At 40.4% G+C, this 14,136-nt stretch carries 12 protein-coding genes; 2 read left to right on the forward strand and 10 right to left on the reverse strand.

The genetic code is table 11. From position 1 onward, the window contains the following. Nucleotides 1-239: 239 nt before the first annotated feature. The 6 genes from D0T49_RS10750 to thrA form a co-directional block, all read right to left on the reverse strand. Nucleotides 240-527 (reverse strand): hypothetical protein, encoded by a 288-nt coding sequence (locus D0T49_RS10750; protein WP_163631258.1) that lies wholly within the window; start codon nt 525-527, stop codon nt 240-242. A 40-nt stretch (nt 528-567) separates the two neighbouring features. Then, nucleotides 568-723, reverse strand: coding sequence for a hypothetical protein (locus tag D0T49_RS10755; RefSeq protein ID WP_163631259.1), 156 nt, complete (start codon nt 721-723; stop codon nt 568-570). Between the two features lie 650 nt (nt 724-1,373). After that, a complete protein-coding gene (gene glmM, locus D0T49_RS10760) occupies nt 1,374-2,765 on the reverse strand; it encodes a phosphoglucosamine mutase (RefSeq protein WP_163631261.1) in 1,392 nt (463 codons plus the stop codon). Between the two features lie 77 nt (nt 2,766-2,842). Continuing rightward, nucleotides 2,843-3,385: a DUF4827 family protein gene (locus tag D0T49_RS10765; RefSeq protein WP_163631263.1), complete on the reverse strand. Its 543-nt coding sequence runs from the start codon at nt 3,383-3,385 to the stop codon at nt 2,843-2,845. 87 nt (nt 3,386-3,472) lie between these two features. Beyond that, nucleotides 3,473-4,015: an FKBP-type peptidyl-prolyl cis-trans isomerase gene (locus D0T49_RS10770; protein ID WP_163631264.1), complete on the reverse strand. Its 543-nt coding sequence runs from the start codon at nt 4,013-4,015 to the stop codon at nt 3,473-3,475. A gap of 236 nt (nt 4,016-4,251) precedes the next feature. Next, the gene (gene thrA, locus D0T49_RS10775; RefSeq protein ID WP_163631266.1) at nt 4,252-6,690 is read right to left on the reverse strand and encodes a bifunctional aspartate kinase/homoserine dehydrogenase I; all 2,439 of its coding nucleotides are present in this window, start codon (nt 6,688-6,690) and stop codon (nt 4,252-4,254) included. A 544-nt stretch (nt 6,691-7,234) separates the two neighbouring features. Here thrA and D0T49_RS10780 point away from each other — a divergent pair. Together D0T49_RS10780 and D0T49_RS10785 are read left to right on the forward strand one after the other, a co-directional pair. Then, nucleotides 7,235-7,621 (forward strand): hypothetical protein, encoded by a 387-nt coding sequence (locus D0T49_RS10780; protein WP_163631268.1) that lies wholly within the window; start codon nt 7,235-7,237, stop codon nt 7,619-7,621. Beyond that, complete coding sequence (locus D0T49_RS10785; protein WP_163631270.1) at nt 7,618-9,534, forward strand: TonB-dependent receptor; 1,917 nt, start codon at nt 7,618-7,620, stop codon at nt 9,532-9,534. The genes D0T49_RS10780 and D0T49_RS10785 overlap by 4 nt, the downstream gene beginning before the upstream one ends. A gap of 194 nt (nt 9,535-9,728) precedes the next feature. Here the strand turns inward: D0T49_RS10785 and D0T49_RS10790 are convergent, their stop codons facing one another. The 4 genes from D0T49_RS10790 to ftsZ all read right to left on the reverse strand — a co-directional run bounded on the left by D0T49_RS10790 (nt 9,729) and on the right by ftsZ (nt 14,106). Then, nucleotides 9,729-10,481 carry a NigD-like protein gene (locus D0T49_RS10790; protein WP_163631272.1) on the reverse strand — a complete coding sequence of 251 codons (753 nt, stop codon included), beginning with the start codon at nt 10,479-10,481 and terminating at the stop codon, nt 9,729-9,731. A gap of 160 nt (nt 10,482-10,641) precedes the next feature. Then, nucleotides 10,642-11,298, reverse strand: a complete 657-nt coding sequence (locus D0T49_RS10795; protein WP_163631274.1) for a helix-hairpin-helix domain-containing protein — start codon at nt 11,296-11,298, stop codon at nt 10,642-10,644. Nucleotides 11,299-11,329: 31 nt separating this feature from the next. Then, complete coding sequence (cls, locus tag D0T49_RS10800) at nt 11,330-12,760, reverse strand: cardiolipin synthase (protein WP_163631276.1); 1,431 nt, start codon at nt 12,758-12,760, stop codon at nt 11,330-11,332. 71 nt (nt 12,761-12,831) lie between these two features. Further along, on the reverse strand, nt 12,832-14,106 hold the full coding sequence (gene ftsZ / locus D0T49_RS10805) for a cell division protein FtsZ (protein ID WP_163631279.1): 1,275 nt from the start codon (nt 14,104-14,106) through the stop codon (nt 12,832-12,834). Nucleotides 14,107-14,136 lie beyond the last annotated feature (30 nt).

A 14,136-nucleotide genomic window follows, 5' to 3' on the forward strand; every position in this document is an offset into this window, starting at 1 on the left:
TTTTCCTCATTCTTATTTCTTTTGTCTTGATTCTTGGCTCTTGATTCTTTAATCTATTCGAGTCCGCTTTACGGATAAATTGTATTTGTTTTATTCACCTCACCCCTGCCCCTCTCCTTGAGGAGAGGGGTTGAGTTACTTCTGATTGTTATATTGCCATTCATTCTCTTATCGGGCGAAAGATTTTTCGCCCCTACAAGTATTTCTATTATTCATATTTTTAAAATATCCCGTAGGGATTAAAGTTTGGTAACAATGCCAACCACCTCATTATAAGCGTGCCGTAGGTACGCTACTTTGTTCGCTTCCTTTGTCCTTTCATCCGTTTTACACTTTCGTTCAGCGTAGCGGGACGCTACGCTGTTATTAAAAGCCAAGCTCCGCTTGGTTGTATGTTTTATCCTCCTATCAGCGGCAGTAGCGTTAGCTGGCGCGGACTTGTAGTCCGTGTCCTGCTTTGAAAAAGCAGCTATATCCAATTTATTTGCTCCACCGAGCAACGTACGGATAAATATTGCCGCTGACATCGGAGCATCCCATCTACACGAGTTTGTTTTTCTTTTTCTTTTATCCGTAAAGCGGACTGAAAGCCGCTATACGGAATAATTCCATCCCTATCGAAAACAGCAAAGGCGCATGTACAGCACTTCTGTACATACGCCTTAATACCATTTCCAACACTATACTTTTCACAAAACATAGTGCTACACAACCAACATTCATTTTTAATGAATAGAAAACAAGGGAATACGAACAACGGTAGGGGCGAAAAATCTTTCGCCCTATAGTGATGCCCCTCCAAACCTCCCCACAAGGGAGGCCTTGTGGAAATCTGATAAAAAAAGGGCTTAAAAATAAATAGGGAAAAATATAATAAAGGAATAATACAAACAAAGGTAACCCCAAATTCTCCCCTTGTGGGAAAATTAAAGATAGCGGATAGAATAAAAGGAATGCTAACTTTAGCCTCCCGAAAACTATTTTCCTTTTCCTTTCTCCTGTAGGAGAAAGTACCCGAAGGGGGATAGAGGCCGGGGAGGTTGGAGGGGCCGCTGGGGCAAGGAATAGATTGTTTAGTCTCTCTCTCTCTCTCTCTCTCTCTCTCTCTCTAACAAAATAACGCAATTGGCAAATATTTTAACATTTGCGAAAGCATTTTTTTGAGGTGTTTGCTGAGAGATATTCATTTTTCAATTTTCATTCTTCGCTTTTATCCAAAGAATGTGAGAACAAAAGTAAAGGCTTTGTTTTTTTGCAGCAAATATTTAACGGATTCCCAAGGTATTATTTAACCGTAAATGCAACAAGTGCTTAAACTACAAATGCAACCAGGCTGTGGGTTGCATTTGTAAAAAAAAATTTTATGTTGAGAATTATAGATTCGCTATTCTTTTTATTTCGTCTATAATTGCCTGTGCAAAGTTCTCTGCCTGTTCCATCGTTCCCGCCTCCGAATAAATACGGATAATCGGCTCTGTATTTGACTTACGCAAATGTACCCAACCTGTAGGGAAATCTATTTTTACTCCGTCAATATCATTCACTTCATATTGCTGGTACGATTTTTTCACCGAAGCCAATATAGCGTCAACATCGATGGAAGGAGTAAGTTCTATTTTATTTTTCGAGATGAAATAATCAGGATATGTTTTACGCAATTCCGAAACTTTCATCTTCGATTTTGCCAAATGTGTAAGGAACAAAGCCACCCCAACTAATGCGTCGCGTCCGTAATGGCTCGCAGGATAAATAACACCTCCGTTACCCTCGCCACCTATCACAGCGTTAGTAGCTTTCATCGCAGTAACCACGTTTACCTCGCCCACAGCCGATGCAGTATATTGTCCGCCATGTTTATTTGTGACATCGCGCAAGGCTCTTGTCGAACTCAGGTTCGAAACCGTATTACCCGGTGTATTTTGAAGCACATAATCAGCTATCGAAACCAATGTATATTCTTCGCCAAACATGCTGCCATCTTCGCATACAATAGCCAGACGGTCTACATCGGGGTCTACAACGAATCCGACATCAATTCCACCTTTTTTCATCAAGCCCGAAATCTCAGTCAGATGCTCAGGAAGCGGTTCGGGGTTATGTGGAAAATGACCGTTAGGGTCGCAATATAATTTTTCTACTTTTTTCACTCCCAAAGCGTCAAGCAATTCGGGAATAGCAATTCCTCCAACCGAGTTAACGGCATCCACTGCCACTGTAAAGTCTGCTTTTTTTATAGCTTCAACATCTACCAGTTTAAGCGCAAGCACGCTATCAATATGCTTTTGTGTATAAGTAAAATCGTCTGTCAGTTTTCCCAAATCATCAACATCAGCAAAAACAAAGTTTTCGCTTTCTGCTATTTTAAGCACATCTTCGCCGTCTTTTGCATTCAGAAACTCACCTCGTTCGTTCAGCAGCTTCAAAGCATTCCATTGCTTTGGGTTGTGGCTGGCAGTGAGGATAATGCCACCTGCTGCTTTCTCCATAGTAACAGCAAGCTCGGTAGTGGGTGTTGTAGCCAAACCGATATTCACTACATCGAAACCCATCCCCAACAAAGTTCCGATTACCAACTGGCTTACCATCTCGCCCGATATACGGGCATCACGGCCTACCACTATTTTATTCGAATCTGTTTTCTTATTTGCCCTGATGTGAGTAGCATACGCCGCTGTAAAACGCGCAGTATCTACGGGATTCAACCCTTCGCCTACTTTCCCGCCTATTGTGCCTCTGATTCCTGATATTGATTTAATTAAAGTCATAATATATAATTTGTGTTTATTTATTCGCTTACTAAAAACAAGAGACGTAAAAAATCATTACGTCTCTCCATATCTTTTTATTCGGGAATTACATCCTTCCTGAATTGTATTTGTATTTTGTACCCGTATGGAGTTACAACCGATGAATTGAGACCAAGTTTCGACGGTATAATCAACTTGGCTTCTGCACGGCTCTTCTTCATATAAGTGATAGCTTCTCTAAATCCTATATTTGTTCCACTCAATAAAAATTCATAAGGGTATGGATATACACTTGTATCCCAGTAATTAGACGTATCTGCCGGAACTGTCAGCGTGTATTCATAATACTTCGCTTGTATTTTTACTTTGTAATCTACCGTATCTGTACCTACACCGGGCTTCTCCAAACGGTAGTACAATCCGCTGGTAGACTTATAATATAAGTTTTCATCTTGCAGAAACGCATCGTCAGAGGGCATTTCATCCACCACCTTTATTTCGTTGCGTTTGATATAATCTTCAATCAGCAGTTTCTCGGCTTTCAGCTCGGCTGCGTAAGTTCTCTGACTTTTATCACACGAAGAAAATAGCACCAAAACACTGATAACCAAAGAAAAAGCATATATTATTCTTTTCATAAAAGACTTTTGTTCAAATTATTTTTTGGGAGTACAAATATCCGATTAAAATGCGAATGTTACAAGTTAATTTTATTTACAATTTACTTACAGACCTAAATCCTTTACCTGTATTCTGAAAATGACTGATGAATAGCCCGGAACAAGGTCTTTGTATCCCCGCATCCCATAAGCCAGATTCCACGGGAATAAGAATACGGCAGTTTCGCCCACCCTCATCAACATCAAGGCATCGTCAAGCCCGGAGATGAGTTCTTTCTTTCCTGCCGTTATTTTCAGATTTTCCACCTCCTCGACCAAACTACCATCCAACAAAAACAATTCATATGAGATATTACAAATATCGTCTTTCTGCAACTGCTTATTCTGTGTGTGGTTTTCTATCTCGTACCAAAATCCGGCTGCATCTTTTTCAAAAGACAACCTTTTCTGTACCACATATTCACTCAGCAGGCTGTCTTCTTTTTGCACCAAATCGCGGTTTAATTGAGTTAAATCCACTACCTGCTCCTGCGGTGTATCAGCCTCCTTATTCGAAGGGATTTGCGGACGCTGTTTCTTACAGGAAAAAGCTACAAGAACAACAACGACAACTAATAAATATCTGAAACCTGTTTTAATTTTCATCATAATAATGTTCAAAAAAAATGTAAAAAGATAAGCAGCCACATCAATTAAGCTATCCTTATTAGCCACATAGGTTCAGTTAGTTTACACATAGAAAGCCACTTTACAGATTATTCTTTTGCTTTCTTTTTCCTATTGGGCGAAAGATTTTTCGCCCCTACAGATATTTTATACTTGTAGCTACTAACTAACAATTAACTACTAACTCATAGTTGTACTATGTGAGCAAAACAAAATACTTACCGGATATTGGCAATACTGATAATATCTGAAAAAACTCCGGCTGCGGTTACATCCGCACCGGCACCGTACCCTTTTATCATCATCGGGTATTCATCGTAACGCTCGGTTGTAATTAAAATTATATTATTGCTGCCTTGCAGGTCGTAAAACGGATGCGTATTATCTACAGTCTGTAACCCAACGCTGCATGCACCGTTTTCGATAGTGGCGACAAAACGCCAGCGTTTGTTTCCGTCAGCCAGCTTTTTACGTTCGGCTTCAAATTCAGCATCCAACTCCGGAATCGTTTTCCAGAAATCATCTAACGAGCCTTTAAAGAATTTTTCGGGAATAAATAGATTCTTCACCACATCTTCCTGTTCTACCTTATATCCGGCTTCGCGGGCAAGGATAACCAGTTTACGAATCACGTCTTTTCCACTCAGGTCGATGCGGGGGTCCGGTTCCGAAAATCCGGCTTCTTTTGCCATGAATATAGCCTTGCTCAGCGGAATATCCTGACTAATGGTATTGAATATAAAATTAAGCGTGCCCGAAAGCACAGCTTCCATTTTCACTATTTTGTCGCCGCTGTTTATAAGGTCGTTTATCGTATTTATAATGGGTAAGCCTGCACCCACATTGGTTTCGAACAGATACTTCACATCCCTACTGAGGGCGGTGTCTTTTAGTTTTTTATAATTTTTGTAGCTCGACGAGGCTGCTATTTTGTTAGCTGCCACCACCGAGATGTTATTATCGAGCAACGACTGGTATAAAGAGGCTATTTCGGGACTGGCTGTGCAATCTACAAATACCGAATTGAATATATTCATACCAAGTACCTCTTTCTGTATATTCTCAGGCGTAGCAGGCGAGCCTTTATCAAGCAATTCTTCTTTATAGTTATCCAAATTGATTCCGGCACGGGTAAACAGCATTTTCTTACTACTTGTAATACCTACCACGTTCAGTTTAAGCCCTTTTTGCTCCATCAGCTTAGGCTGTTGTTTACGGATTTGCTCCAACAACTGGCCTCCTATAGTACCAACTCCCGCTACAAAGATATTAAGAACCTGATATTCTGAAAGGAAAAATGAATCGTGAATTACATTTAACGCTTTGCGCAACGAGCTGCGGTCGGTCACAAACGATATATTGGTTTCTGATGCTCCCTGAGCACAAGCCACTACGTTGATACCGTTTTTCCCCAACGTACCAAAGAGCTTTCCGGCAATACCCGGAGTACGCTTCATATTATCGCCAACAATGGCCACGGTAGACAAATCGTCTTCCGAAAAAATCTCGTGTATATCACCTTGCTGTATCTCATTAGCAAACTCTTCGCGCAGTACTTTTAGAGCCAACTCGCTATCGGCATTACGCACACCGATAGAAGTATTGTTTTCGGAAGAGGCCTGCGACACAAGGAAAACACTGATACCACTTTTAGCCAACGCCCTGAAAATCCGGTAGTTTACCCCAATAACGCCTACCATGCCCAAACCCTGAACTGTTATAAGTGAAGTGTCGTTAATTGAGGAAATACCTTTAATCGGTTTTGTAGAATCACCCTTCCTTTTTTCGTTCGAAATACAAGTACCCTCTGCCTCGGGATTGAATGTGTTTTTGATATGCACCGGAATATTCTGGTGGTAAACCGGAAAAATAGTGGGGGGATAAATAACCTTCGCACCAAAGTTGCTAAGCTCCATAGCTTCGCTAAAACTCAGGTGTTCGATAACATACGTATTGCTTATAATACGTGGGTCGGCAGTCATAAATCCATCTACGTCAGTCCATATCTCAAGGCTCGACGCTTTGAGTGTGGCAGCCAGAATAGATGCCGTATAGTCGGAGCCACCACGTCCCAAATTAGTAATATTTCCGGTTTCGAGGTCGGTAGATATAAAGCCCCCGCACACCGATATTTGCGGAATTTTCTTAAACGTATCATAAATCAGTTTCCGTGTAGCGTCAAAATCTACTACATGTTTATCAAACTGATTATTGGTTTTCATGAAAGTTTTCGAATCGAAATGAACAGCGTTTTGAATCGTATGTGCAATTATAATAGAAGATATTGACTCGCCATAACTCACAATAGTATCCACGATACGTGTCGACATATCTTTAATCAGGTTAATCCCCTTAAAGATATTAAGCAAATCGTTGAACTGAGCCTGAACAAGCGCCAGCACCTCTCCTTTCTTCTCCACAGGCACCACCTCGTCAATCACAGTCAAATGGCGTGCATACATCTGTTCGTATTCAATCAGATAGCTCTCATCGCCCGACGAAGCTGTTTTCGACAAGCTATATAGCTGGTCTGTAACTCCCGAAAAAGCTGATACTACAACAATAATCGGCTCTTTCTGCCCTTCTACTATTTTTTTTACATTCAAAATAGCTTGAACGGAACCTACGGATGTTCCGCCAAATTTCAATACCTTCATTGATTATTTTTTATTGATTTTAAAATAAAACCATTGACTTTTGGTTTACAACATGCAATATTAGCGATTTTTTAGCAAATATCTTAGAGGTTGTTTAAATTTTACTCGCAAGATAAATTTTGGTAATTTTTTATGACACGAAATTTAACTACGTTCAACTTCGTGTCATAAAAAAAGGACATAATTTATTGCGAAAAAAACATATTCAAAACTATAATAGCTTCTTTGTGGAAAATTTAAACAAGTTCTTATATAATAGAAAAAATACATCCAAAAACAAAACTAAAAATATTCGTAAAATTCAAAACAGTTTCTAAATCTTTTTTCTACTTTTGCACCGAATTCAGCGGAAATATAAGAGAATAACGCTGAATTTGACACGCCACCTTAACTAGGTGGCATTATATATGCTTTTTGAAAAAACGTATTGAAAATAAAGAAATTAAGGCTAGGGCTTAAACCCCGGCTGAATTGCTGAAAAGAAGAGTCTACAAGCACATATCTGTAGACTTTTTTGTTTCTTATAGCATTTTGTTGCAAATAAATGAATCGGCATGTTGACATATCAGTAAATCGTAGTATCCGGTTTCGCCGCTGGAGCAGGGCGGGTTATGCCGTTTTTGCCAGTTTGTCCAACTGTGTTACCATAGGCAAGGTTTGCACTTCGATATGTAACATGTCTATGAAGAAGTCGACTGTTTTGTCGGACGGTTGCATTTTTGAAGATTTCAGTGCTGAGGATGATTCTACCGGATTAGATACGGACGAATTACAATCGTTATTACAAGAGCAGCACGAACTTATTATAAATCAGTATTCATCTAATAGTGTTCCGGCATCTGCTGCCGGACTAAATAATTTATTATTTTATAAACCAAACGGTTGGAATAGAGTTTGCTCTTTCCAACCGTTTTTTTATTTCCGATTATGAGAAAAATTATTCTAACTTTTTCGTTTGTCTTTTTTTTAAGTTACAGTTTCTATGCACAGCAGGAAAATGACTTGCTTATTCATTTGGATGAGTTTGAAGTGAGCGCTAATACAAACAAATTGTATTCGGAGCTTGGGCGAATATTAACTGTCATTGATAAGCAGGAGATAATAAACCTTCCGGTGCAGAGTATTGACGAATTGCTTGACTATGCCGCAGGAATGGATGTGAGGCAGCGAGGAACGGGTGGTGTGCAGGCCGATATTTCCATCAGAGGAGGCTCGTTCGACCAAGTATTGGTTCTCTTGAATGGGATAAACATTACTAATCCTCAGACGGGGCATTATAATCTGGATATTCCCGTTGACCTTTCGGATGTCACTAAAGTTGAAATACTGCAAGGCTCATCAGCGCGGGTTTTAGGCGTTAATGCTTTTAGTGGCGCTATTAATATCATAACAGAGCAACCGCATAAGAATGAGCTGTCGTCGCGTGTTACATGGGGCAGTTTCAATACTACAGCACAAAATGTTGCAGCTAATTATAATAAAGGGAGTTTTGGGGCTTTTGCCTCTGCCTCGCATCAGCGTAGCGATGGTTATATGGATAATACTGATTATGATATTTCTAATGCATATATATTTTTGAATAAACGCCTCAATAATGCAGGTAAATTGGCACTGCAGGCAGGTGCACAAAATAAAATCTATGGGGCAAATGGATTTTACTCCCTCGCTTATCCTAACCAACTGGACCATACAAGGACGTTTTTCTCTGCCTTTACCTGGCATTATGACTTGAAGAACTGGCGTTGGCACGCGCAGGTTTACTGGCGTCAGCATCACGATTGGTTCGAACTGTTTCGCGATTACGAAGGTGCGCCCGCATGGTATACAAGCCATAATTATCATCAGACCGATGTTGTAGGAGGAAAACTGACATCTTCGTACCTATCTGCTATAGGAAAATTTACTCTTGGCGTTGATTTGAGAAACGAGCATATCTTTAGCAATGTATTGGGCGAGAAAATGTACGATACCCGTTCTGTGCCTTTTGGGGGCGAAGGTGTTTTTACGCATCAGGCTAACAGGTTTCTGAGTGGTGTGTATGTTGATTACTCCAAAACGTTTAATGATTTATATGTGTCGGGTGGGGCAGCAGCAAATTATACTGAAGATTTCGGATTACAGTATTTTGGAGGCATTGACCTGGGATATGAGTTTTTTGATAAAATGAAAGTATTTGCCTCGTTCAATACAGCCGTTCGCCTGCCTACTTTTACCGATTTATATTATAAAAGTGCTACTCAGCTTTCGAACCCTGATTTGCAGCCGGAAAAAGCACGTACAATAGAGGTTGGTATCAAATACGAAGAACATAAATGGGGAATTGATGCGGGTGTTTTTTACAGGTTGGGAGATGATGTGATTGATTGGGTGAAAAAGCCTGACTCAATCCGGTGGGAATGTAAAAACCTGACTAATGTAAATGCATATGGTGCTGATATTTCTTTCAGGTACGAATTTGAAACTCCATTTATAGAAAGTCTTAACGTGGTCTACTCTTTTTTGCAACTTGACAAAAAGGCAGATGGGTTTGATTCTAAATATGCGCTTGATTATTTGAAGCATAAATTATTGGTGTCGGCACAACACCGGATATGGAGTAATCTTGTATTGACGTGGAAAGCGTCTTTTCTCGACCGTTCGGGCAATTATAGTGATTTTGAAACAGGAGAATTGGTTGATTATGCCCCCTACTTTTTGCTTGACGGGAAAATCATGTGGACTGACAAGCGTTTTGATGTTTATGCAGACCTTAATAATATCCTGAATACGAAATATGCTGATTATGGAGGGTTGCCCTTGCCGGGCTTTAATTTCAGTGCCGGAATAAAGATAAGGATACAATAGTATTTTGCTTTCCAAATTAAAGAGAAACTTACTCCGGGGTCGGATAATAAAAGGCTTCAATATTTTACATTACCCTTAATCCTCCTCTCTCTAAAAGATTAAGGGAATGTAAATATATATCTGTTCCGGAAATCTATCCGGTTAAGCCGGATAGTTACTTATGCACTATCGTATCGTTCTTCTTTTGGGTAGGCTTAGTCTATTTTAGCCTGGAATCTTTTTATATCCAGTTTTTCTTTCGTTCTGTATTTAGCCGAGCCTGTGTCGGCAAATTTGTAAGTTTGCTGATATGTTTTCTCTACCGAATCGGATTCTTTTACATGTATTACCAAATCCAGTTTGTCAACACCGCTTACACCTTCTTGCAGCGATTTCAGATTAAAAGATACGATTCCTCTGCGTCGGTAGCTGGGCATATCGCCGTATGCATTATGTCTGAATTCCAGATGAACCTTGCCGTCGGTATAAGTTTTGTTTGCGTCCGAAACCAGATTGATAAAATGTACTTTGTTTAAGCCTTTGAACTCAAATTCCACATTCAGGTAATCGTTTCCTATCCACATGTCTACTATGTTGATAGGGTCATTCCCAATACTGTCTTCGGTTTCGGGAGTAATACTGTACACTTCTTTTGTAAGAACTTCGAATACATCATTTAATCTTACATCATGGTCATAAGCGCTTCCTTCCGGTTTATCGTTCAGTATAGTGTAGTTTGCAATAATACGCTGTCCATCTTTCGGACGGTAATAGTTGTAAAAATTGGATGCGGCCGTAAACATCAGGGTGTTGTCATCCAAACGGAAATAAAACGCTGAACGTTGTCCGGTATTTTCCACAGTGGCAATGTCAATCCAATAGTAATCTAACGAATAACCATCGTCTTTGCACGATACCATAAATACTGTAAATAACAGAAGAAATAATAATTTTTTGACAGCTTTCATAATTACTCACTTTTTTTAAACTTAGGTCGCAGGTTTTAATGTATCGTAAGTTTATTCGACATAAAATAACAATAACTATGCCGTTTGTATTATAAAAACAATCGGTAGATACAAAAAGTTTATAATAAAATGAAAAAAACTTAAGCGTAGAGCGAAAGGCTTATTCAAAACTAAAATAAGGTTCGATTCTTGCTAAATCGCTAATTTTAAATTCATTAAGTTCAGTTAGCTCGTCTAATTGTTTTAATTTGCCTTTGGAGTTTCGCAGTTGGCATATTGCCGTCGCCTGACGGGGGCTGATATATGGATGTTTTGTCAGTTGCTCCGAAGAAGCCGAATTTATATTTATCTTTTTAATAAAGTGGGGGTCTGCAGTACAAAATGGCACTATCTTCTGATAGGTTGTTTTTCCCATTCTATTAATTTCGAGAAGCTGTTCGGTAGATGCAAAACCTCCGGCAAGCTCTCTGTACTTTACAATTTCCTGTGCAAGATAAGAGCCTATGCCCTTAATCTTCATCAATTCGGTGGTATCGGCAGTATTCAGTTCTACTATCACCGTTTTATTTAGTTCTTCTCTTTTAGCTTCTTTTGCGGCTGATGCAAGGCGTTGCTGTTCAGCCTTGATGCTGTCGCGCGATTGTAGCGATTGTCTGAATTCTGCCACTTCTTCGGTAAAAGCCTCATCTGTGTGGTTTTGTTGCGGAAAAAGAAGAGTAAGCGAAAACTCAATACCCAGCACAATTGCTATCAGTACAATTAATGTAACAATGCTTATTCTTTGAGCTTTGGAAAAATAGAAAAAATCTTTCCACATATTGATGGAGTGGTTCTTTGTGGGTGAATAATTATTGTAACGGACTGAACAGGCGCGCACAGGATTCTTTCAGCTTTTGCCAGTTTTTCCGATTATTCCACTCATCCAATGTGAGCATCTCACATTTTTCCATATCACGAATAAACAGGTTGCGCAATTGAAGGGCTGCGGTATTCTCGTATATGAAAGCGTTTACTTCAAAGTTTTGGTTGAAGCTGCGTTCGTCCATATTGCAGGAGCCTACTATGGAAATGAAATCGTCAATAACAATGGCTTTACTGTGCAAAAAACCCTCTTTGTACCGTAGTACTTTTACGCCTGCTTCCATTATTTGCCCCATGTAACTGGATGTGCTGGCATCGGTAAAGCGGGAATCGGAACGTTTAGGAATCATTAATCTGACATCCACTCCACTCAAAGCGGCCATTTGCACACATCCTAATACCAGTTCGTTCGGGATAAAGTACGGAGAGTGTATATATACATATTTGGTAGCAGACATAATGGCAGAGGCTATACCCTGCATGATGGCTTCCCAGTCGGTGTCGGGCCCACTCGATACGATTTGTATCAAATTCTGTCCGAATTTTTCCGGAGCCGGAAAGTATTTTTCGGCCGTGATGAGTTTTTTCTCTACAAAGTGCCAGTCCAGTAGAAACTGCATTTGCAGCCCGTGTATTGCTGCCCCTTCGATGCGCACCACCGTGTCGCGCCAGACACCTAAATAGTTTCCTTTGAAATAGCGGTCGGCCACATTGATACCACCGGTAAATCCTACCTTGCCATCTACAACTACTATTTTCCGGTGGTTGCGGTAGTTTATTTTGCTGCGTCCTAAACGCAGGCGCAGGGGGAGGAACGGATGCACGTACACGCCTGCATCTTTCAGGCTTTTGATAAACTTAGCCGACATTGAGAGCCGCAGGCTTCCCCAGTAATCGTATATCATGCGTACGCGTACACCTGATTTCGCTTTGCGTATGAGCAATTCACGCATCCGGTTTGATATTTCGTCGTCGGCGAAGATAAAAAACTCGATGTGTATATGGTCTTTTGCGTTTTCTATCGCCTCGAAGAAAGAATCGAATGTACTTACTCCATCCGATAGAATTTCTACTTTATTGAAGGCATAGCCTACTGCTCCGCTATTTCTGTAGAGCATATTAATCAGGTTCAACTGATTATTGTCCATGAGCGAAGTATCGAGCTTGCTTATGTCGAAAGAGGCTACAGGGCGGTCGGTTAAGTGCTGTATGGTTTTTTTATCAACAAATTTTTTCTTGCGGTAGTTTTGTCCTAAAGCAATGTAAAAAATCAGTCCCAAGCCCGGCAAAAGGATAAGAACTAAAATCCATGACAAAGACTTTACCGGGTTGCGGTTTTCAAGTAAAACAACAGTAATGGACGAAAGTATTATATATACATATAGTACAATAAAGATAATGGATAATACTCGTGGCATAATACTTCTATTTTTTTCAAAAAAGAAAAATTATTTACTATTTCAGAATTAAGGTTCAGGTTGGGTTTCTTTTATTTCTTCTGTCTTTTCCAAGCAGGCTCATTTTCTATATTTTCCCTTTTTATTTCGTCTTCCAAGTCGTCCAGTGTAAACGTTGGCAAGTCATCTTCCGGCTCCAATTCCGGCTCCGGTTCCTGCTCTATATTATCATAGTACTGTCCCATTGCCTGCTTGATAATTCTTTCTTTTTCTGCCTTTATATCTTCTTCGGACACTACAGGCTCGTCGTTCACTGTGAAAGGAATCGTACTTTTTACAGGAGTTTCTTTCTTTTTGTCCTTCACCTTTGCGGGCATTCCCGGTATGTCGCTAACATCGAAACCGGTAGCGATTAACGTTATTTTTACATTGTCGCCCAGCGTGTCGTCAAAAAATGCTCCCCAGATAACATCTACATCCTCGCCTACTGTTTCCATAAATTGGTGGACTTCGTTTATCTCTTCCATCCGTATCTGGTTCTGTAGCGAACTGTACAGGCTGAGTAGGATTTTACCAGCTCCGCTTACGTCGTTTGTATTGAGCAGGGGAGAGTTTAGTGCATCGTCTATTGCTTTGGTTATCCGTTTTTCGCCCGATGCAAATCCGGTATTCATAATTGCAACATTACCGTTTTTCATGATGCTGTATACATCGGCAAAGTCGGTGTTGATATATCCGGCTTTGGTTATAATTTCGGCTATGCTTTGGGCGGCGTTTGTCAATACGTCATCCGCTTTGGCAAAGGCATTGGAGAGTTCCAGATCGGGGTATATTTCCCTTAACTTTTCGTTATTTATAACCAATATGGCATCTACGTGCTCACTTAAGGCTACAACGCCCTCAAGAGCTTGCTGGATTTTTTTCCTACCCTCGAAAGCAAAGGGGATGGTTACAATGCCGATAGTGAGGATGCCTGCATCGTGAGCCGCTTTAGCCACAATAGGAGAGGCTCCGGTTCCCGTTCCGCCACCCATACCGGCGGTTATGAATACCATTTTAGTGTTCTCTTTTAAAACACTCTGAATGCTTTCAATCGATTCTTCGGCCGCCCTTTTGGCTACTTCAGGATTTCCACCGGCTCCAAGCCCCTCGGTGGTATTACTGCCCAACTGTATTTTGATAGGGACGGGCGATTTTGCCAATGCCTGATTGTCGGTATTGCACACAACAAACGAAACGTCGGTAATTCCCTGACGGTACATGTGGTTGACGGCATTACTTCCGCCTCCACCTACGCCAATAACTTTTATTATTGATGAATCAACTAAGGGTAAATCAATAGGTAGTTCCTCGTCTAAGTAGCTCATAGTATATATAATAATTGCCTTGTTTGCGTT

The sequence above is a fragment of the Paludibacter sp. 221 genome, assembly GCF_010501035.1.
In the GTDB taxonomy this organism is placed as follows: Bacteria; Bacteroidota; Bacteroidia; order Bacteroidales; family Paludibacteraceae; genus QVMH01.

What these genes read in the sequence shown, in the direction of transcription:
- D0T49_RS10795 (WP_163631274.1), bottom strand. Translation starts at nt 11,298, where the DNA reads ATGTGGAAAGATTTTTTCTATTTTTCCAAAGCTCAAAGAATAAGCATT.
- D0T49_RS10790 (WP_163631272.1), bottom strand. Translation starts at nt 10,481, where the DNA reads ATGAAAGCTGTCAAAAAATTATTATTTCTTCTGTTATTTACAGTATTT.
- ftsZ (WP_163631279.1), bottom strand. Translation starts at nt 14,106, where the DNA reads ATGAGCTACTTAGACGAGGAACTACCTATTGATTTACCCTTAGTTGAT.
- D0T49_RS10755 (WP_163631259.1), bottom strand. Translation starts at nt 723, where the DNA reads ATGAATGTTGGTTGTGTAGCACTATGTTTTGTGAAAAGTATAGTGTTG.
- D0T49_RS10780 (WP_163631268.1), top strand. Translation starts at nt 7,235, where the DNA reads ATGAATCGGCATGTTGACATATCAGTAAATCGTAGTATCCGGTTTCGC.
- glmM (WP_163631261.1), bottom strand. Translation starts at nt 2,765, where the DNA reads ATGACTTTAATTAAATCAATATCAGGAATCAGAGGCACAATAGGCGGG.
- D0T49_RS10770 (WP_163631264.1), bottom strand. Translation starts at nt 4,015, where the DNA reads ATGATGAAAATTAAAACAGGTTTCAGATATTTATTAGTTGTCGTTGTT.
- cls (WP_163631276.1), bottom strand. Translation starts at nt 12,760, where the DNA reads ATGCCACGAGTATTATCCATTATCTTTATTGTACTATATGTATATATA.
- D0T49_RS10765 (WP_163631263.1), bottom strand. Translation starts at nt 3,385, where the DNA reads ATGAAAAGAATAATATATGCTTTTTCTTTGGTTATCAGTGTTTTGGTG.
- D0T49_RS10750 (WP_163631258.1), bottom strand. Translation starts at nt 527, where the DNA reads ATGTCAGCGGCAATATTTATCCGTACGTTGCTCGGTGGAGCAAATAAA.
- thrA (WP_163631266.1), bottom strand. Translation starts at nt 6,690, where the DNA reads ATGAAGGTATTGAAATTTGGCGGAACATCCGTAGGTTCCGTTCAAGCT.
- D0T49_RS10785 (WP_163631270.1), top strand. Translation starts at nt 7,618, where the DNA reads ATGAGAAAAATTATTCTAACTTTTTCGTTTGTCTTTTTTTTAAGTTAC.